Origin of the sequence: Coprococcus sp. AM100_B19A, from assembly GCF_027662015.1 — a bacterium.
Taxonomy (GTDB): domain Bacteria; phylum Bacillota; class Clostridia; order Lachnospirales; family Lachnospiraceae; genus Allocoprococcus; species Allocoprococcus comes.
The window spans coordinates 75,024-93,221 of sequence record NZ_JAQDKN010000005.1; the positions used below are offsets into that span (position 1 = coordinate 75,024).

Consider the following 18,198-nt stretch of genomic DNA (forward strand, 5'->3'; position numbering starts at 1 on the left):
CGAGATGCAGCGTAGCGAAATCGAGGTGTGTAAAGACGCACGCCCGGTGTAAATCATTCAATAACAAGCTTACTCAACATAAAAACAACAACGAAAATTCAGGAGGAAAGAATCATGTACCCAGATTGTGATGAAATTTTAAAAATGGCACCGGATTATGACATCATTCCGGTTTGCCGTGAAATCTACGCAGATGTTATTACACCGATCACACTTCTACGGAAGCTCGCAGCAGTCAGCAAACGCTATTATCTGCTGGAGAGTGTAGAGGGAGGCGAAAAGTGGGGACGTTATTCTTTCCTTGGGTTTGATCCGGTGATGCGTGTAAAATGCAGTTGTGGAAAAGTAACGATAGAAAAGGACGGCGAAGAAACGGAAAAAGTGACAGACAAACCGCTTGAAGTGCTGCGGGAGATCCTGAAAGATTATAAAGCGCCGCGGCTTGCCGGACTGCCACCATTTGCCGGAGGATTTGTCGGATATTTTGCTTATGCGATGATCGGATACGCAGAGCCGAAGCTGAAGATCAAAAAAGGAACCTTCAATGACTATGATATGATGCTTTTCGATAAGGTCATTGCCTATGACCACCTGAAACAGAAGATCAGCATTATCGTCAATATGAAAACAGATAAGGTGATGGAGAATTATGGAAAGGCAACCGCACAGATCCAGGATCTGGCAAACCTGATCCGAAGCCAGCAGACAGCAGATATCCCGGTGTCAAAAAGTAAGATTGATTTTACCTGCAATGTCAGTAAAGAAGAGTATTGTAAGCTGGTTGAAAAGACAAAAGAGTATATCGTGGACGGAGATATTTTCCAGGCAGTCATTTCCAGACAGTTTTCCAGCCCGTATGAGGGAAGTCTGATCAATCCTTACCGGGTACTCAGAACCACGAACCCGTCTCCGTACATGGTTTACATGAAGATTGATGACGAAGAGATCATGAGTACCTCGCCGGAGACGCTTGTCCGGCTGGAAAATGGCAGGCTTACCACATTCCCGGTAGCAGGATCCAGACCAAGAGGACTGACAGAAGAAGAGGATCAGGAACTGGAAGCAGATCTTCTTTCCGATGAAAAAGAGCTTTCCGAGCATAACATGCTGGTAGATCTTGGAAGAAATGATCTGGGGCGGATTTCCAAATTCGATTCGGTGGAAGTTACGAAATATATGATGATCCACAAGTATTCAAAGATCATGCACATCTGCTCACAGGTGGAAGGAGATATCCGGGATGACTGTGATGCACTCAGCGCGATCGAGTCTGTACTTCCGGCAGGAACTCTTTCCGGTGCGCCAAAGATCCGTGCATGCGAGATCATCGAGGAGCTGGAAAGCGAAGAGAGAGGTGTTTACGGAGGTGCACTCGGATACCTGGATTTCACCGGCAATATGGATACCTGTATTGCGATCCGGATGGCAGTCAAGAAAGACGGAAGAGTCTATGTACAGGCGGGCGGCGGAATTGTAGCCGACAGTATTCCGGAAAATGAATACCAGGAATCAGCAAACAAAGCAGCAGCTGTGATGAATGCGATCAAGGCAGCAAAGGAGGTACTGGAATAATGATTCTTTTAATTGATAATTACGACAGCTTTTCCTACAATCTGGTGCAGATGGCAGGAAGTATCAACCCGGATATTAAGGTCATCCGAAATGATGAGCTTACGGTAGAAGAAATTGAGAATCTGCATCCGGATAAGATCATCTTATCTCCGGGACCGGGATATCCAAAGGATGCCGGTGTGTGTGAAGAAGTGGTACAGAAGCTGCAGGGCAAGTTTCCGATCATGGGAGTCTGCCTTGGGCATCAGGCAATCTGCGAAGCCTACGGCGGTGAGATCATCCATGCAAAGGAATTGATGCATGGTAAAAAAAGCAACGTAAAAATTGACACAGCAAGTCCGATCTTTCAGGGAATGCCGGAAGAAATCGATGCGGCAAGATACCATTCTCTGGCGGCAGATACCGAAAAGATACCGAGAACTTTAAAAGTGATAGCTACTGCAGATGACGGAGAAGTGATGGCAGTCCAGCACAAAGAGTATCCGGTGTACGGATTACAGTTTCATCCGGAATCGATTCTGACACCGAAGGGAAGGAAGATTCTGGAGAATTTCCTGGGGCTGTAGAGAGGAAAGGTGTTGCCCGGATCATATGGTATCGAACAGAAAGAAGAAGTAAGGATTTCAGGTACACGTGAAAATTTAATAAAATACATTTTACATAAAACAGCAGAGACAACAAGGCAGACAAGATGGAGGAAAAATATGATCAGAGAAGCAATTGCAAAGTTAACAAGAAAAGAAGATCTTACATACGAAGAGGCAAGAGGTGTCATGGAAGAAATGATGGATGGTACTGCAACGCAGGCGCAGATGGGAGGTCTTTTGATGGCACTTTCCATGCAGGGTGAGACCATTGATGAGATCACCGCATTTGCAGAAGTGATGCGTGAAAAGGGTGTGAAGATCAAACCGGAGAGGGAAGTCATTGATATCGTCGGAACGGGCGGAGACCAGGTGGGAACCTTCAACATTTCCACAACCTCTGCATTTGTAGTGGCAGCAGGCGGCGTGCCGGTTGCAAAGCATGGAAACCGCAGCGTGTCCAGCCGGAGCGGAGCGGCTGATGTTCTTGAAAAGCTTGGCGTGGAAGTTGCACTTACTGCGGAGCAGAATGAAAAAGTATTAAACGAGACTGGTATCTGCTTCATGTTTGCACCGGTTTACCACTCTTCGATGAAATATGCGGCACCGGTCAGAAAGGAGCTAGGAGTGAGAACGGTATTCAACATTCTCGGACCTCTTTCCAATCCGGCAGCGGCAACCATGCAGCTTCTCGGTGTATATGATAAAGAGCTTGCGGGAACGATGGCAGAGGTACTTTCCAACCTGGGTGTAACCAGGGGCGTTGCCGTTTGTGGCGAGGACGGGCTGGATGAAATTACACTCACCGGAGAAACGGATGTACACGAAATCCGTTTTGGAGAAATTACTTCTTATACGATCACACCGGAACAGTTCGGGCTGTCCAGATGCCCGCTTGCCGATCTGATCGGAGGAACACCGGAAGAAAATGCACAGATCACGATGGATATTTTGACCGGAAAAGAGACTGGGGCAAAGAGAGATGTGGTTCTGATGAATGCAGGTATGGCACTTTACCTTGGAATTGACGGAATCACGCTTGCCGAAGGCGTGGAGAAAACAAAAGAACTGATCGAGAGCGGAGCAGCACTTAAGAAGTACGAAGAGTTCCGTGAGGCAACAAAAGCAGTCGCAGCAAAATAGGAGAGGGCAATGATTTTAGAAAAGATTGCAGCAGATACGAAGCTGCGTGTGGAAAAAGCAAAAAGAAAGGTTCCGTATTCGGAAATCTGCAGAAGGGCAATGGCGATGGATGCCAATACCGGATTCCCATTTGAAAAAGCACTTGCAGAGCCGGGGATCCATTATATCTGTGAGGTGAAAAAAGCGTCCCCGTCAAAAGGTGTGATCGCGCAGGATTTCCCGTATCTGGAGATTGCGAGGGAGTATGAAAAAGCAGGGGCAGCCGCGATTTCCTGTCTGACAGAGCCAAAATATTTTCAGGGGAAGGATGCTTATCTGAAAGAAATTACGGAAAATGTATCGATCCCGGTGCTCAGAAAGGATTTTACCATTGATGAGTATATGATCTATGAGGCAAAGACACTGGGGGCTTCAGTGGTGCTTTTGATCTGCGCACTTCTGGATACCGAGACACTGAAAAGATACATAAAAGTTGCGGACCGGCTTGGCCTTTCCGCATTGGTGGAAGTCCATGATGAAGAAGAAATGCAGTCAGCGATTGAAGCAGGAGCAAGGGTAATCGGTGTAAATAACCGGAATCTGAAGGATTTCACCGTGGATATCGGTAACAGCATCCGGCTCCGTGGTCTGGCACCGGAAAATGTACTTTTTGTGGCAGAAAGTGGGATAAAGACAGCGGAAGATATTGAAAAACTGCGCGAGGCGAAAGTGAGCGGGGTACTGATCGGTGAGACACTGATGAGAAGCCCGGATAAGAAAGCGGCGCTTGAAAAACTGAATGGTGGAAGCTTATAAATGGGAAAAACTAAAATTAAAATATGTGGTCTGAAAAGACCGGAAGACATCGGGATCGTGAATCGCCTGAAGCCGGATTTTGTCGGGTTTGTATTTGCTGAAAGCAAGAGAAAAATTGACAAAAAACAGGCGGGGAAACTACATGAAGCACTGGATCCGGATATTCCGGCAGTCGGAGTTTTTGTAAATGAACCGATCCCAAATGTCACAGAATTTTGCCGGGAAGGGATCATTCAGCTGGTGCAGCTTCACGGGAATGAGGATGAATGTTATATAGAAGAGATCAGGAAGAACCTGCCGGATACTCCGCTTATCAAGGCGGTGCGGGTGCAGTCCAAAGAGCAGATTCTGGAGGCAGAAAAGCTGGATGTGGATTATCTGCTTCTGGATACTTATGTAAAAGGGCAATATGGTGGCAGTGGAATCAGTTTTGACAAAGCACTGATCCCAAAGCTTACAAAGCCATATTTTCTTGCAGGTGGTCTGGATGCAGAAAATGTAAACGAAAATATTTCCAGATGCAATCCGTTTGCGGTGGATGTGAGCAGCGCAGTCGAAACGGATGGCGTGAAGGATGAAACAAAAATAGAGGAATTCATAGAAAGGGTACGAAATCATGAGTAAAGGAAGATATGGAGAATACGGCGGACAGTATGTGCCGGAAACACTGATGAATGCGGTGCATGAGGTAGAAGAAGCCTACGAGAAATATAAAAATGATCCGGAATTTAACCGGGAATTGGATGATCTGTTAAAGAACTATGCAGGTCGCCCGTCACTTTTATATGAGGCAAAGAAGATGACCAGAGATCTTGGCGGAGCAAAGATTTATCTGAAACGTGAAGATCTGAACCATACCGGTGCACATAAGATCAACAACGTTTTAGGTCAGGTGCTTCTTGCAAAGAAAATGGGAAAAACCCGTGTCATTGCAGAGACCGGAGCCGGACAGCACGGCGTGGCAACAGCGACAGCTGCAGCACTGATGGATATGGAATGTGAAATCTTTATGGGAAAAGAGGATACGGACCGTCAGGCACTGAATGTCTATCGTATGGAACTTCTTGGAGCAAAGGTACACGCAGTTACAAGCGGAACCATGACGCTCAAAGATGCGGTCAACGAAACTATGAGGGAATGGGCAAACCGTATGGATGATACTCTTTATGTATTAGGTTCTGTTATGGGACCACATCCATTTCCAATGATCGTCCGTGATTTCCAGAAGGTCATCGGAGAAGAGATCAAAGCGCAGATGCTGGAAAAAGAAGGACGTCTTCCGGATGCAGTGATTGCCTGTGTCGGAGGCGGAAGCAATGCGATGGGAACATTTTACGAATTTATTCCGGATAAGGAAGTCCGGCTCATCGGATGTGAGGCAGCAGGACTTGGTGTGGATACTGAGAAAAATGCGGCAACGATCGCAAATGGTACAACTGGAATTTTCCATGGTATGAAATCTCTGTTCTGCCAGAACAAAGACGGACAGATCGCACCGGTTTACTCGATTTCAGCAGGACTGGATTATCCGGGAATCGGACCGGAGCATGCAATGCTTGCAGCTGAAGGCAGAGCGGAGTATGTGCCGATCACCGACGAGGAAGCGGTAAATGCATTTGAATATCTGTCAAGAACAGAGGGAATCATCCCGGCAGTAGAAAGTGCACATGCGATCGCCTATGCAATGAAGCTGGCACCGACTATGGACAAGGACAAGATCATCGTTGTAACCGTATCCGGACGTGGAGACAAAGACGTAGCGGCAATTGCAAGATACAGAGGAGTGGAAATCTATGAATAAGATAAGCGAAGCATTTGAAAATAAAAAAGCATTTATCCCATTTATCACAGGAGGGGATCCGTCCCTGGATGTGACGAAAAAACTGATCCTTGCAATGCAGGAGGCAGGAGCAGACCTGATCGAGGTCGGAATCCCATTTTCTGATCCGATCGCAGAAGGACCGGTGATCCAGGAGGCAGACGAACGGGCACTTTCAGCGGGCTGTACTCTGGACAAATTATTTGATGCGATAAAAGAAGTAAAGGATGAGATCCATATTCCGATGGTATTTATGACTTATGTCAATCCAATTTTTACTTACGGAAAAGAGAAGTTCATGCAGCGATGTGTGGAATGCGGTATGGCAGGCGTGATCGTACCGGATGTTCCGTTCGAGGAAAAGGGAGAGCTTTCAGGAGTATGTAAGGAATATGGGATCGAACTGGTATCGTTGATCGCGCCGACTTCCCATGAAAGAATCAAAATGATTGCAAAAGAAGCGGAAGGATTTCTCTATTGCGTGTCTTCACTTGGTGTTACCGGAGTAAGAAAGCAGATTACAACCAATATCGGTGATATGATCGAGAAGGTAAGAGAAGTGACAGATATCCCTTGCGCGGTAGGTTTTGGAATTGCCGAGCCGGAGCAGGCAAAGGAGATGGCATCCCTTTCCGATGGTGCGATCGTGGGATCGGCAATCGTGAAGATCGTTGCAAAGTATGGTGAGGATTGTGTGCCGTATGTGGCTGAGTATGTGAAGAAAATGAAAGCGGCTGTAGAAGAAGCCGGAAAATAAAGAGATATGGGAAATGGCTGTCCGGGTGGCAGCCATTTTGTGTGCATATGGGAAAATACTGATTTTGGCTTGGATGTATTATGAAAATTTATCCGAAGAGCAGGGAGAGAATAATATTTTCTACGTCATCTTGCGAAGGCCCAAAAAAGGATTTATACTAAAAATTAGCAGAAAATCATAAGAGGAAAGAAGGAAATAAAAGATGGAAAATTTCACATTTTATGCACCGACTTATTTTGCTTTTGGTAAGGATACTGAAAATGATACCGGAAAGTATGTAAAACGTTTTGGCGGCAACCGTGTACTGCTCCATTATGGCGGAGGTTCTGTCATTCGTTCCGGACTTTTGGACCGTGTTAAAAAATCTCTGGATGGGGAAGGAATTTCTTATGTAGAATTAGGAGGCGTAAAGCCAAATCCGAGAAGTGGTCTTGTATATGAAGGAATTGATCTGTGCCGGAAAGAAAAAGTAGACTTTGTACTTGCAGTCGGAGGCGGAAGTACCATTGATTCCGCAAAGGCGATTGCGGCAGGTGCGGTTTACGATGGAGATTTCTGGGATTATTATGAAGGAAAGCTTGTCGAAGAAGCACTTCCGATCGGAACAGTTATTACGATTTCAGCAGCAGGAAGCGAAGGATCACCGGACTCTGTTATTACAAAAGAAGAAGGAATGTTCAAAAGAGGGGCAACCGGAGAAGCATTCCGTCCGAAATTCACGATCATGAACCCGACACTTACACAGACACTTCCGGCATATCAGACAGCTTGCGGAATTACGGATATTATGGCACATCTGTATGAGCGTTATCTGACCAATACCGAAGAAGTAGAGGTGACAGACCGTATGATCGAAGGACTTCTTCTGACGATGATCCATGAAGGACCGAGAGTCATTGCAGATCCGGATAATTATCAGGCAAGAGCAAATATCATGTGGGCAGGTATGATGGCGCACAACAATTCCTGCGGAGTAGGACGTACACAGGACTGGACAAGCCATAACATCGAGCACGAATTATCTGCATTATATGACTGCGCGCATGGTGCAGGACTTGCGGTTGTTATGCCGGCTGTATTTACTTATACTCTGGAACACAATGTGATGCGTTTTGCACAGGCTGCAGTCCGTGTCTGGGGCTGTCAGATGGATTTTACAGATCCAAAGAGAACGGCACGGGAAGGAATTGAGGCACTTCGAAACTTTTTAATTTCGATTGGAATGCCAAAGAATTTTGCAGAGCTTGGAGCCAAAGAAGAAGATATTGAAAAGCTGGCACATATCTGCTGTTATGGAGATGTAAATACAGGTACAGTGGAAGGATTTGCAACTCTCGATCAGAAAGATGTGGAAAATATTTATAAACTGATGGTGTTTTAGAAAAGGAATATCGGAAAACAGGAAATTTGGAAGAGGGAGTGCGTGACTTAAACTCAAGTCATACACTCCCTCTTTTTGAAACGTCTATTTTCTAACAGGCTATGCATTTTCATAAATGGGTTCGAAATCATCTGCGCCGTGTCCACAGAGCGGGCAGGTGAATTCTTCCGGAAGATTGCTTCCTTCGTATACATAATTGCAGATCTTACAGCGCCATCCGATAATCTTCTTATCCTCTTTTTTCTGTTCTGGTTTTGGCTTTACATGTGCCTGATAATCTGCGTAAGTCAGAGGCGGATTGTCACTTAAAAGTTTCGCATCGGTTACTTCAGCAATAAAAAGGGTGTGTGTTCCAAGATCCTGACTGGAAACTACTTTTGCGCTGAGAACAGAACATGTCTGCCATCCGAGGTAAGGAACTGCATTTTCATCTGCAGGTGCAGTGATATTTGCGAATTTATCAACATCTCTGCCGGACTGGAAACCGAAATGCCGGATCGTTTCAAAAGAGCAGGTCTGGTCAAGCAGGCTTAACGTAAAAATGCCGCTCTCTTTGATCAGATCACAGGTATAGTTGCTATTCAGCACAGAGATTGCGATTCGTACCGGATTATTCGCAACCTGGATGCAGGTGTTGGTAATACATCCGTTTACTACATTCCCAGAGCGTGTTGCAAGCATAAATACTCCATAAGATAAATTGTAAAGTGCTTTTTTATCCATATGACATTCCTCCTGACTTTTAAACTCAATAATAAGAATCATTACTATAATTAAAGAATACATGATAAAAGAAAAATTGTCAATTACAAAATCAAGATTTCCGGAAAATCAGAATCACAAAAAATGTGATGATTTCCGATCCTAAGAAAGAAAGCCAGATTCCATTCAGCCCCAGAAGCTGTGAGAACAGAATCGCACAGAAAGCAATTGCGATAATGCCGCGCATAACAGAACCAAGGACGGCAGGAAGTGCCCGGTCGATTGCGGAAAAATAGGCAACCAGCACAATATTGATACCGGCGGCTAAAAAGCCCAGGAAATAAAGCCTAAGACCAGTATGGGCGTAAGCAAGCAGCTGGAGATTATGTTCGCTGTTAAAGATACTGATAAAGGTATCCGTAAATCCGTAGATCAGTACAACGATCACAAGCTCGATTAGAAGTGCTGCAGCAAGAGACCAGTTGAGAAATTTACGGACTAGATCATGTTCACCTTTTCCGTAACTCTGGCTGATCAGCGGCTGTGCACCCTGGGCAAGTCCGTTTAGGATCGCCATTGCGACCAGTGAAATATTTGCAACTACGCCGTAGGCTGCGATCCCGATATTTCCCGCAATGCGCAGGATCAGCATGTTAAATATAATCGTAATGACAGCGGAAGAAATTTCAGCAAAAAATGCAGAAACACCAAGCTGGCAGCATCCGATGATCCGGCGAAGAGAGGGCTTGCGCCAGTGAAACTCTACATGGTTATTCTTTCCAAGATAATGTGTCGAACATACCAGCATCGTCACAACCGGTGAAAGAGCGGTTGCAAGTGCAGCCCCCAGAAATCCAAGATTCAAAGGGAACATGAAAATATAGTCAAATAAAATATTAAAGAAGCTTCCGGAAATGGAACCGATCATGGCGATAGAGGTCGCATGGTCATTCCTCGCAAATGCCGTGAAGGTATAGTTTGACATAAAAAACGGGGTAAAGAGCAGGACGATACGCATATAATTACGTCCAAGCCGGATGAGCCCGGCATCTGCTCCTAAAAGTGCAAGTGCTTTATGCGGAATGAAGATTCCGGTGAGCATAAAAGGAATGCTGCATATGAGACACCAGAAGATGGACTGGGTAAAATAGTAGTCCGAAGGTGAACCTTTGGCTGTGCTGATATTGTATCGTGTGGCGGAGCCGATTCCGATCATCGAACCGATTGCGAAGACCAGACCGAACACCGGCAGGATCAGATTCAGGGCAGCAAGTCCATCTGCACCGCATTTGTAAGAGATAAAAAAGGTATCTGCCAGAATGTAGACGGAGACACCGATCATTCCGGAAATACTCTGGGAAATGTATTTTAAAAATTTATGAAACATGTTTTTGAATTCCTCATCTTTCTTAAAGCCAGATTAAATGAAATAACCATCTGTACCAGCCTGGTAATAAGCGGACTCTGATATCTCCATATAAGAATAGCATAAACATACTGGTTTGTCGAAAAAATAATCTTGCAATTACTGCGTTACCGTGCTATAGTAAGGTTTGTAAAACCAAATAATGCTTCAGGGCGGGGCGAAATTCCCCACCGGCGGTAAAGCCCGCGAGCCGTAAGGTATGAACTGGTGAGATTCCAGTGCCGACAGTAAAGTCTGGATGGAAGAAGTTGAATCGTTGCTGATAGAAAGATTCTCTATCATATCTACAGGAATAAAGAAAGTAAAACGCTCTGGAACGTGAATCGTTTCAGAGCGTTTTTTCTATACCGGGAAATAAAGTTTTCAGGATAGAAGGTCTCCTGCAGATACGGCAGGATCTACAGAAATACAACCAATAAAAGAAAACCCTGACAGGAAAAAAGCTGTCAGGGTTTTCGTATTTCACAGGAACTTCCGGTTAAGTGGAAAAAACATTTTCACAGGAAAATTATCCGATAGATCTAAACCGTTCAGTAAAGTACATTTCCCGGGGGTTTTTCCGGGAGAGATGAGAAAGGAGAAAAAATGACAGATGAATTTTACATGCGCCGTGCAATTGAACTGGCAAAAAAAGGACGTGGATGGACAAATCCAAACCCGATGGTTGGTGCCGTGATCGTAAAGGACGGAAGCATTATCGGGGAAGGATATCACGAAAAATGTGGTGAGCTTCATGCAGAACGGAACGCAATCGCATCCCTGACAGAAAGCGCCGAGGGAGCAACACTTTATGTGACGCTGGAGCCGTGCTGCCATTATGGGAAGACACCACCATGTACGGAAGCGATTCTGGAACAGAAGATCGCACGGGTTGTGATTGGATCGAGAGATCCGAATCCGAAAGTGTCCGGCAAAGGAGCAAAGATTTTACGCGAGGCAGGCGTCCGGGTGGAAGAGGATTTCCTGCGCGAAGAATGTGATGCGTTAAATCCGGTCTTTTTCCACTATATCACAACAGGGCTGCCCTATGTGGTGATGAAATACGCAATGACGGCAGACGGAAAGATTGCGACAAAAACAGGAGCATCAAAATGGATATCCGGTGAGGAAGCAAGAAGTCTGGTACATGAGATGCGCCATGACTATATGGCGATCATGGCAGGAATCGGAACGGTTCTGGCAGATGATCCGATGCTGAATGTGCGTCTGGAGGGAAAGAAAAGTCCGGTCAGAATTATCTGTGACAGTATGCTCAGGATCCCACTGGACAGTCAGATCTGCCAGACAGCAGGGAGATACCGGACGATCGTTGCATATGCCGGTGAAAAGGGGAATGCGATTTGTTTAGAAGAGAAAAAACACAGTCTGGAAAAGCTTGGAGTCGTGCTTCTCAGCGTTCCTTCGGAAAAAGGGGAGATCAATCTGCAGCTTCTGATGAGAAAGCTTGGAGAGCTGGGAATTGACAGTGTACTTATTGAAGGCGGTGGAACTTTAAATGAGGATGCCCTGCAATCCGGTATTGTAAATGAGGTGAAAGCTTTTATCGCACCGAAAATTTTTGGCGGAAGAGGCGGCAAGACTCCGGTGGAAGGCTTTGGAGTTGAGAAAGTAGACGATGCCATCAAGCTACAGCTTATGAGAATCTCGCAGGTTGGAGAAGATATTCTGGCAGAGTATAAGGTTTTGGAGGAAATGTAAATGTTTACAGGAATTGTAGAAGAAACCGGATCCATCCGGTCACTCCGACTTTCTGGATCATCCGGGAAGATTGCGATTCGGGCAAAAAAAGTACTCGGTGGAACCAGGATCGGAGACAGTATTGCGGTAAATGGTGTCTGCCTGACGGTGGTTTCCCTGGAAAAAGATGGATTTACCGCAGATGTGATGGCGGAGACGGTGCGAAGAACCAACCTCGGTGACACAAAGATCGGTGAAAAAGTGAATCTGGAACGCGCGATGGCGGCAGATGGCAGATTCGGCGGACATATCGTTGCAGGGCATATTGATGGGACCGGAATGATTGAAGAACTCAGAAAGGAAGAAAATGCAGTATGGGTAAAAATCCGGACAACGCCGGAGATTCTGGAACTGATCGTAGAAAAAGGTTCAATCTGTATTGATGGAATCAGTCTGACAGTGGCAGAAGTAAATGAAAAAAGCTTTCAGGTATCAGTCATTCCTCATACCGGAGAGGAAACCACGCTGCTGAAGAAAAAAGCTGGGGACAGGGTGAATCTGGAAAATGATATTGTAGGGAAGTATATTAAAAAGTTTCTTACACCATCGGAACCGGCTGGAAAATGTGGAGGACTTACCATGGAATTATTAGAGGAGTATGGAATTTGATGCGAAGAAATTCCGGGATTGAAATGGAGAGTACAAAGAAGAACAGGATAAAAATGAGTTATGATCGGACAGGAGGAAGTAACAAATGGAGAAACAGTATCAATACAATAGCGTAGAAGAGGCACTTGAAGAATTACGCCAGGGAAGGATCGTTCTGGTAACGGATGATCCGGACCGGGAAAATGAAGGGGATATGATCTGCGCGGCGGAATTTGCAACCCAGGAGAATATCAATTTTATGGCATGCCATGCGAAAGGGCTGATCTGCACACCGATGAGTGCAGCGCTGGCCGGACAGCTTGGGCTGCCACAGATGGTTTCTGAAAATACAGATAACCATTCGACTGCATTTACGGTATCCGTTGACCATGTGGATACGACAACGGGAATTTCAGCAGCAGAGCGCGGATATACCATGCGTAGCCTGACAGAAGAAGGAACAAAACCACAGGACCTTCGAAGACCGGGGCATGTATTTCCACTGGTGGCAAGGCATGGAGGTGTGCTGGTAAGAAATGGTCATACCGAGGCAACGGTTGATCTGATGCGTCTTGCCGGACTGAAAGAATGTGGAATCTGCTGTGAGATCATGGAAGAGGACGGAACGATGATGCGGACAGAGAATCTCTGGAAGCTGGCGAAGAAGTACGACCTGAAATTTATTACGATTAAAGATCTGCAGGATTACTGCAGAATCCATGAAAAACATGTCGTGCGGGAAGCATGTGCAAAGATGCCAACCCAGTATGGAGAATTTCAGATCTATGGGTATGTGAATGACATTACCGGTGAACATCATGTGGCACTGGTGAAAGGTGAGATTGGTGATGGGGAAGACGTTCTGTGCCGTGTACATTCCGAGTGCCTGACCGGCGATACTTTCGGATCTCTCCGGTGCGATTGTGGAAAACAGCTGCAGTCGGCGATGAAGCAGATTGAGAGAGAAGGAAGAGGAGTTCTTCTGTATATGCGACAGGAGGGAAGGGGAATCGGTCTGATCAACAAGCTGAAAGCGTATGAACTTCAGGAACAGGGATACGATACCGTGGAAGCCAACATCCGTCTGGGATTTGCACCGGATCTCAGGGAATACTGGGTAGGGGCTCAGATTTTATCAGATCTGGGAGTAAAATCACTCAGGCTTCTTACTAATAATCCGGAGAAGGTATATGGACTTTCCGGTTTCGGGCTTGCAATCCATGAGAGAGTACCGATTGAAATAGCACCGCAGAAATTTGATGCATTTTATATGAAGACGAAGCAGGAAAAGATGGGACATATCTTTAAAGAAATCAAATTTCAGTAAAAAGAGAATAAACAGTATTTATATATAGAATAAACATTTTAATTACAGGAGGAAAAAACATGAGACAGATCAACGTATTAGAAGGAAAAGTAGTAGCACCAGAGGGAATGAAAGTAGGAATTGTTGCTTCAAGATTTAATGAGATTATTGTCAATAAACTACTTGGTGGTGCGGTAGACGGGCTGGTACGCCATGGCGTGGAAGATGAAAACATAACGGCAGCATGGGTACCTGGAGCATTTGAGATTCCGACAGCAGCTTCTAAAATGGCGGCATCCGGAAAGTATGATGCGGTGATCTGTGTGGGAGCAGTGATCCGTGGAGACACGACGCATTATGATTATGTCTGCAATGAGGTATCCAAAGGGATCGCACAGGTCGGACTTGCAACCGGAGTGCCGGTATTATTTGGTGTGATCACGACTGAAAATATCGAGCAGGCAATTTCAAGAGCCGGAAGTAAAGGTGGAAATAAGGGATATGATTGTGCGCTTTCTGCAATCGAAATGGTTAATCTTCTGAGACAGATGTAATTTCCGGCTGTCGATTATAAAAAAATCCCGTTTTCTGGCAGAAAAAAGGGCAGATGCCGGGATTTACTGGACATTTATGCAGGAAAAAGGTATCCTATCTGATAGGAGAAATCTGTAAAAGAAATAGTAAAGTTTCATTTCAGAGATAATGAAGGAGGAAATGAATTATGTATACAGCATCATCTGAGAGATATGATACCATGGTATATAACCGTTGTGGGAAAAGTGGGCTTTTACTGCCGGCAGTTTCTTTAGGACTCTGGCACAATTTTGGAACCAATGCGGATCCGGAGAATATGAAGGCAATGTGCAGGACAGCATTTGATCTGGGAATCACCCATTTTGATCTTGCGAATAACTATGGACCGGAATACGGAAGTGCTGAGACGAATTTTGGAAAGATTTTAAAAGAAGACTTTGCACCATACAGGGACGAGATGATCATCAGCACCAAGGCAGGCTATGATATGTGGCCGGGACCTTACGGGAACTGGGGAAGCAGGAAGTATCTGATCGCAAGCCTTGACCAGAGCTTGAAGAGAATGGGGCTGGATTATGTAGATATTTTCTATCATCACAGAATGGATCCGAATACTCCGCTGGAAGAAACGATGGGTGCACTGGATTCCATCGTAAAGAGTGGAAAGGCACTTTATGTCGGAATTTCTAATTATGATGGTCCGACAATGGTACGTGCAGCGGAGATTCTGGAAGATCTGAAATGTCCGTTTGTCATTAACCAGAACCGGTATTCCATTTTTGACCGGACGATTGAACAGAACGGTCTGAAAAAGACGGCGAACCAGATGGGAAAAGGAATCATTGCATTTAGTCCGCTGGCACAGGGGCTTCTGACAGATAAATATCTGCACGGAATACCGTCAGACAGCCGGATTGCTGTGGATGGAAGATTTCTACATGCCGATGCATTGACGAAAGAAAAGCTTGCGCAGATCGAGGCTCTGAATAAGATGGCAGGTGAGAGAGGACAGTCTCTTGCACAGATGGCACTGAGCTGGATCCTGAAAGATGAGGATGTGACCAGTGTGCTGATCGGAGCGTCCAGACCGGAGCAGATCATTCAGAATGTGGAGATTGTGCAGAATACGAAGTTCACCCGGGAAGAACTGAAAAAGATCGATCAGATCAGCAGGGGCAATCTGTAAGTGAAACCTGCGCGAAGAAATTATTTGCAAAGGATGCAAAGAAAATATTGAATAAATGATTGACAGGAAGCAGCCATTGTGTTAATATAGTCCATGGTTGCTTCAGCAATCAACAATTTCATATAGGGGATTGGTCAAATGGTATGACAGGAGTCTCCAAAACTCTTAGCGGCAGTTCGATTCTGTCATCCCCTGTAACTTGAAGGACTCAGTTTGAGTCCTTTTTTTATCTAATGGACCAAGTGCGGAATGGTGATAGCGCAAGTCCAAATCAACTCTTCATTTCCAAAAATAAAATAACCATCCTACCATATACATATTCGACATAGTCACTATACATAGTGCATAAAAATGAAAGAAAATAATTGTAAAAAATGCCAAAAATTCAACTGTACGAAAGCACAAAATCCGTCAAAAAAGAATCTCGAATGCTACAAACTAAAAAAAATGTCAAAAAATAGAAGTAAAAACAGCTAAAGAAAATAAAAGAAAAATAGATGAAGATAGTGAAAATAGATAAAAAAATTGGTTTTTTTACTGTACAATCTACAAAAGCTGAAAATATTGACAAAGAAAAAGTGTGAGCGTAATATAAGCATGACTTTTAGAGGACACTCTAAAAAGTACTCTAAAATAAGAATAAATAAAACGAAAGGGAGGGAGCGATACGGAACATTTAACAGAGACTCTGTTAGAAGAGCTGAACTGCGAGACAGTGTTTACGATCCCGATATTCGGTGGAATACCGGTAAAAGAGTCGGTCGTAGTTACCTGGATCATCATGGCGGTAATCGTAGGACTTTGTATCATATTTGTCCGAAGCTTGAGCGTCGAAAATCCGGGAAAGGTTCAGCTTTTATTGGAATCCGCAATAGGAAAAGGACTGGACTTCTTTGAAGACATCATGGGAAAAGAAAACAGGAAATATATTCCGTATCTGATTACAGTGCTTATCTATATTGGGATAGCCAATATCATTGGTCTGTTCGGATTTAAGTCACCGACAAAAGACCTCAATGTAACAGCAGCACTTGCGATCATGAGTATGTGCCTGATTGAATTTTCCGGAATCCGGAAGAATGGATTTAAGCACTGGGCGGCGCATTTTGCAAAGCCGGTACCATTCGTAGCACCAATTATGGTTCTGGAGATTGTGATCAGACCATTATCACTTTGCATGCGTCTGTTCGGTAATGTATTGGGAGCGTTTGTTATCATGGAGCTTTTAAAAGCAGTGGCTCCGGTTCTTATCCCGATACCATTTAGTTTTTACTTCGATATTTTCGATGGATTCCTGCAGGCATATGTATTCGTATTCCTGACAGCACTTTTCATGAATGAGGAGCAGGAATAATCCCGAAATGACAGAAGAAACACAAATCTATAAGAAAAAAGGAGATTAAGATTATGTTAGTAGCAATTGGAGCAGCAGTAGCAGTTTTAACAGGTTTAGGAGCAGGACTTGGAATCAGCCTTGCAACAGGTAAAGCAGTAGATGCGATCGCAAGACAGCCGGAAGCAGAAAGCAAGATCAGCAAGAACCTGATCCTTGGTTGTGCACTTGCAGAGGCAACCGCTATTTACGGTTTCATTATCGGACTTCTTATCATCTTGATGCTGAAATAAGAAAAGTAAAATGAAGAAAGGCAGGTGGGACAGGTGATACAGTTTAATGTAAGCCTTCTCTTTACGATCATCAACCTGATTGTCTTTTATCTTTTGCTGAAAAAATTCTTATTCAAACCAGTAATGGGAATTATGGAAAAACGTGAAAAAATGATTGCTGACGGACTGAAGAATGCCAGTGATAGTCAGGAAGAAGCGGCGAGACTGAAAGCGGAATATGAAAAGGCTCTGGAAGGAGCAAAGGCAGAATCCATTCAGATCGTGGAAAAAGCTAAGAAAACTGCAGCCGGAGAATCAGAGCGTATCCTTCAGGAAGCCAATACGGAAGCCGTAGGAATCCTGAAAGATGCCAGAAAGACGATTGAAAATGAACGCAAACAGACCATGAATGATCTGCAAAGTGAGATCGCAGGACTGGCAATGCAGGCAGCACGTAAGATTGTGGATGACACAAAAGGAAATCAGGATATATATGATCAGTTTCTGAAAGGTGCAGGTGATGCTCATGTCAATGAAGAGGTTAAATAAAGAGTATTGCTGTAGCCCTTCGGCAAAACAGTATGCACATGTTTTATATGAGCTTGGAATTTCAAAAGAAGCGGTAGGAGAGACTGAAAGGCTTTTTGAAGAAGTACCGGTGCTTGAAGAAACATTTGCAAGTCCGGTGGTACCGATGCGGGAAAAATTAAGTTCGATCGACAAGATTTTCCCGGAAGAAATAAAAAATTTTCTCAAGGTTATATGCCGTAATCAGAGAATGAGCGAGATCAGTCAGATTCTTTTTGCTTATGACAGATACTGTAAAATGCAGGAAGGAATCCAGATGGCAACGCTTACCTGTGTGGAAGCACCAGATGAAAAGCGACTTGAGAAAATCAGAGAATTTCTTTGTGAGAAGTACCATAAGACAGATGTGAAGATCGAGATAGTCAAAGATCCGGCATTACTTGGCGGATTTATCTTAAAGACCGGTGATGATGAATATGACTGGAGTCTGAAAGGAAGATTATCGAGATTAGAGCAAAAATTGACCTGGAGGTGA

General features: G+C 44.6%; 19 protein-coding genes, 1 tRNA gene and 1 riboswitch. Of the genes, 18 read left to right on the plus strand and 2 right to left on the minus strand.

Annotation, left to right across the window (positions count from 1 at the left end; all coding sequences use genetic code 11):
* The first annotated feature begins 111 nt into the window (after window positions 1-111).
* From trpE to PGQ33_RS06565, 8 genes are all read left to right on the plus strand, one after another.
* The gene (trpE, locus tag PGQ33_RS06530; RefSeq protein ID WP_195250588.1) at window positions 112-1,572 is read left to right on the plus strand and encodes an anthranilate synthase component I; all 1,461 of its coding nucleotides are present in this window, start codon (window positions 112-114) and stop codon (window positions 1,570-1,572) included.
* Window positions 1,572-2,138 carry an anthranilate synthase component II gene (locus tag PGQ33_RS06535; RefSeq protein ID WP_195502378.1) on the plus strand — a complete coding sequence of 189 codons (567 nt, stop codon included), beginning with the start codon at window positions 1,572-1,574 and terminating at the stop codon, window positions 2,136-2,138. Before trpE ends, PGQ33_RS06535 begins: the two co-directional genes overlap by 1 nt.
* A 138-nt stretch (window positions 2,139-2,276) precedes the next feature.
* Complete coding sequence (gene trpD, locus PGQ33_RS06540) at window positions 2,277-3,299, plus strand: anthranilate phosphoribosyltransferase (protein ID WP_195502379.1); 1,023 nt, start codon at window positions 2,277-2,279, stop codon at window positions 3,297-3,299.
* Between the two features lie 9 nt (window positions 3,300-3,308).
* Window positions 3,309-4,094 (plus strand): indole-3-glycerol phosphate synthase TrpC, encoded by a 786-nt coding sequence (gene trpC / locus PGQ33_RS06545; RefSeq protein ID WP_195502380.1) that lies wholly within the window; start codon window positions 3,309-3,311, stop codon window positions 4,092-4,094.
* Window positions 4,095-4,718: a phosphoribosylanthranilate isomerase gene (locus PGQ33_RS06550; RefSeq protein WP_195502381.1), complete on the plus strand. Its 624-nt coding sequence runs from the start codon at window positions 4,095-4,097 to the stop codon at window positions 4,716-4,718.
* Complete coding sequence (gene trpB, locus PGQ33_RS06555; RefSeq protein WP_195502382.1) at window positions 4,711-5,895, plus strand: tryptophan synthase subunit beta; 1,185 nt, start codon at window positions 4,711-4,713, stop codon at window positions 5,893-5,895. Before PGQ33_RS06550 ends, trpB begins: the two co-directional genes overlap by 8 nt.
* Window positions 5,888-6,670, plus strand: a complete 783-nt coding sequence (gene trpA, locus PGQ33_RS06560; protein WP_195250575.1) for a tryptophan synthase subunit alpha — start codon at window positions 5,888-5,890, stop codon at window positions 6,668-6,670. Before trpB ends, trpA begins: the two co-directional genes overlap by 8 nt.
* A 202-nt stretch (window positions 6,671-6,872) precedes the next feature.
* Window positions 6,873-8,051 (plus strand): iron-containing alcohol dehydrogenase, encoded by a 1,179-nt coding sequence (locus tag PGQ33_RS06565; protein ID WP_270205489.1) that lies wholly within the window; start codon window positions 6,873-6,875, stop codon window positions 8,049-8,051.
* A 99-nt stretch (window positions 8,052-8,150) separates the two neighbouring features.
* On the opposite strand, the gene PGQ33_RS06570 is transcribed toward PGQ33_RS06565, so the two are convergent.
* Both PGQ33_RS06570 and PGQ33_RS06575 read right to left on the minus strand, forming a co-directional pair.
* Window positions 8,151-8,774 carry a flavin reductase gene (locus PGQ33_RS06570; RefSeq protein WP_195250574.1) on the minus strand — a complete coding sequence of 208 codons (624 nt, stop codon included), beginning with the start codon at window positions 8,772-8,774 and terminating at the stop codon, window positions 8,151-8,153.
* A gap of 91 nt (window positions 8,775-8,865) precedes the next feature.
* Entirely contained in the window at window positions 8,866-10,140 is a 1,275-nt protein-coding gene (locus tag PGQ33_RS06575) for an MATE family efflux transporter (RefSeq protein WP_270205490.1), read from the minus strand.
* Window positions 10,141-10,318: 178 nt separating this feature from the next.
* A riboswitch (FMN riboswitch) is annotated at window positions 10,319-10,433 on the plus strand.
* A gap of 331 nt (window positions 10,434-10,764) precedes the next feature.
* Between PGQ33_RS06575 and ribD the strand changes: the two genes are divergently transcribed.
* The 10 genes from ribD to atpH all read left to right on the plus strand — a co-directional run bounded on the left by ribD (window position 10,765) and on the right by atpH (window position 18,198).
* Window positions 10,765-11,877, plus strand: a complete 1,113-nt coding sequence (ribD, locus tag PGQ33_RS06580) for a bifunctional diaminohydroxyphosphoribosylaminopyrimidine deaminase/5-amino-6-(5-phosphoribosylamino)uracil reductase RibD (RefSeq protein ID WP_008374365.1) — start codon at window positions 10,765-10,767, stop codon at window positions 11,875-11,877.
* Entirely contained in the window at window positions 11,878-12,525 is a 648-nt protein-coding gene (gene ribE, locus PGQ33_RS06585) for a riboflavin synthase (protein ID WP_117556885.1), read from the plus strand.
* An 85-nt stretch (window positions 12,526-12,610) separates the two neighbouring features.
* Window positions 12,611-13,831, plus strand: coding sequence for a bifunctional 3,4-dihydroxy-2-butanone-4-phosphate synthase/GTP cyclohydrolase II (locus PGQ33_RS06590; protein ID WP_173824741.1), 1,221 nt, complete (start codon window positions 12,611-12,613; stop codon window positions 13,829-13,831).
* 59 nt (window positions 13,832-13,890) lie between these two features.
* Window positions 13,891-14,364, plus strand: coding sequence for a 6,7-dimethyl-8-ribityllumazine synthase (gene ribH, locus PGQ33_RS06595; RefSeq protein WP_008374369.1), 474 nt, complete (start codon window positions 13,891-13,893; stop codon window positions 14,362-14,364).
* Window positions 14,365-14,531: 167 nt separating this feature from the next.
* Window positions 14,532-15,530, plus strand: a complete 999-nt coding sequence (gene mgrA / locus PGQ33_RS06600) for an L-glyceraldehyde 3-phosphate reductase (protein ID WP_270205491.1) — start codon at window positions 14,532-14,534, stop codon at window positions 15,528-15,530.
* Between the two features lie 124 nt (window positions 15,531-15,654).
* A tRNA-Trp gene (locus PGQ33_RS06605) sits at window positions 15,655-15,725 on the plus strand.
* Between the two features lie 493 nt (window positions 15,726-16,218).
* Window positions 16,219-16,884, plus strand: coding sequence for a F0F1 ATP synthase subunit A (locus PGQ33_RS06610; protein ID WP_081445281.1), 666 nt, complete (start codon window positions 16,219-16,221; stop codon window positions 16,882-16,884).
* 53 nt (window positions 16,885-16,937) lie between these two features.
* Entirely contained in the window at window positions 16,938-17,156 is a 219-nt protein-coding gene (gene atpE, locus PGQ33_RS06615) for an ATP synthase F0 subunit C (RefSeq protein ID WP_008374373.1), read from the plus strand.
* A 33-nt stretch (window positions 17,157-17,189) separates the two neighbouring features.
* Window positions 17,190-17,684: a F0F1 ATP synthase subunit B gene (gene atpF, locus PGQ33_RS06620; protein ID WP_117557023.1), complete on the plus strand. Its 495-nt coding sequence runs from the start codon at window positions 17,190-17,192 to the stop codon at window positions 17,682-17,684.
* Window positions 17,662-18,198: an ATP synthase F1 subunit delta gene (gene atpH / locus PGQ33_RS06625; RefSeq protein WP_270205492.1), complete on the plus strand. Its 537-nt coding sequence runs from the start codon at window positions 17,662-17,664 to the stop codon at window positions 18,196-18,198. The genes atpF and atpH overlap by 23 nt, the downstream gene beginning before the upstream one ends.

Bases quoted from the DNA above. Each gene is read 5' to 3' on its own strand.
- PGQ33_RS06535 (WP_195502378.1), top strand. From the start codon at position 1,572: ATGATTCTTTTAATTGATAATTACGACAGCTTTTCCTACAATCTGGTG.
- trpD (WP_195502379.1), top strand. From the start codon at position 2,277: ATGATCAGAGAAGCAATTGCAAAGTTAACAAGAAAAGAAGATCTTACA.
- trpC (WP_195502380.1), top strand. From the start codon at position 3,309: ATGATTTTAGAAAAGATTGCAGCAGATACGAAGCTGCGTGTGGAAAAA.
- PGQ33_RS06550 (WP_195502381.1), top strand. From the start codon at position 4,095: ATGGGAAAAACTAAAATTAAAATATGTGGTCTGAAAAGACCGGAAGAC.
- trpB (WP_195502382.1), top strand. From the start codon at position 4,711: ATGAGTAAAGGAAGATATGGAGAATACGGCGGACAGTATGTGCCGGAA.
- trpA (WP_195250575.1), top strand. From the start codon at position 5,888: ATGAATAAGATAAGCGAAGCATTTGAAAATAAAAAAGCATTTATCCCA.
- PGQ33_RS06565 (WP_270205489.1), top strand. From the start codon at position 6,873: ATGGAAAATTTCACATTTTATGCACCGACTTATTTTGCTTTTGGTAAG.
- PGQ33_RS06570 (WP_195250574.1), bottom strand. From the start codon at position 8,774: ATGGATAAAAAAGCACTTTACAATTTATCTTATGGAGTATTTATGCTT.
- PGQ33_RS06575 (WP_270205490.1), bottom strand. From the start codon at position 10,140: ATGTTTCATAAATTTTTAAAATACATTTCCCAGAGTATTTCCGGAATG.
- ribD (WP_008374365.1), top strand. From the start codon at position 10,765: ATGACAGATGAATTTTACATGCGCCGTGCAATTGAACTGGCAAAAAAA.
- ribE (WP_117556885.1), top strand. From the start codon at position 11,878: ATGTTTACAGGAATTGTAGAAGAAACCGGATCCATCCGGTCACTCCGA.
- PGQ33_RS06590 (WP_173824741.1), top strand. From the start codon at position 12,611: ATGGAGAAACAGTATCAATACAATAGCGTAGAAGAGGCACTTGAAGAA.
- ribH (WP_008374369.1), top strand. From the start codon at position 13,891: ATGAGACAGATCAACGTATTAGAAGGAAAAGTAGTAGCACCAGAGGGA.
- mgrA (WP_270205491.1), top strand. From the start codon at position 14,532: ATGTATACAGCATCATCTGAGAGATATGATACCATGGTATATAACCGT.
- atpE (WP_008374373.1), top strand. From the start codon at position 16,938: ATGTTAGTAGCAATTGGAGCAGCAGTAGCAGTTTTAACAGGTTTAGGA.
- atpH (WP_270205492.1), top strand. From the start codon at position 17,662: ATGTCAATGAAGAGGTTAAATAAAGAGTATTGCTGTAGCCCTTCGGCA.